General features: G+C 66.3%; 1 protein-coding gene. It reads left to right on the top strand.

Features of this window, described 5'->3' with window-relative positions; genetic code table 11:
- On the top strand, window positions 1-258 hold a 258-nt coding region (locus RVY79_RS20300; protein ID WP_317466392.1), incomplete at both ends, for a hypothetical protein.

The following is a 258-nucleotide window of genomic DNA, read 5'->3' as shown; positions in this document are numbered from 1 at the left end:
CACCAGCGCGCCGGAAGCCGCGCATCTCCAAGCAGGTGCGGATGCGCAGGGGGATGACCCACTGGGCGCGCTGTGGCGCATCGTGGTGGGCTACTTCGAACTGCTGCAGCGCCCAAGCCGGCTGCGCACGGTGCTGGAAGTGCTCTACTACAAGTGCGAGCACGTGGAGATCAACCGCCCCATCCTCGAATGGAACAACCGCGTGAACCGCGCCGAGCTGCTGCAGATGGAGCAGTTGCTGGAAGCCGCCGTCGCCTG

The sequence above is a fragment of the Chromohalobacter sp. HP20-39 genome (assembly GCF_033052815.1).
Classification (GTDB): domain Bacteria; phylum Pseudomonadota; class Gammaproteobacteria; order Pseudomonadales; family Halomonadaceae; genus Chromohalobacter.
The sequence above is the reverse complement of the archived record's forward strand: the minus strand, read 5'-3'. Positions and strand labels throughout refer to the sequence as shown.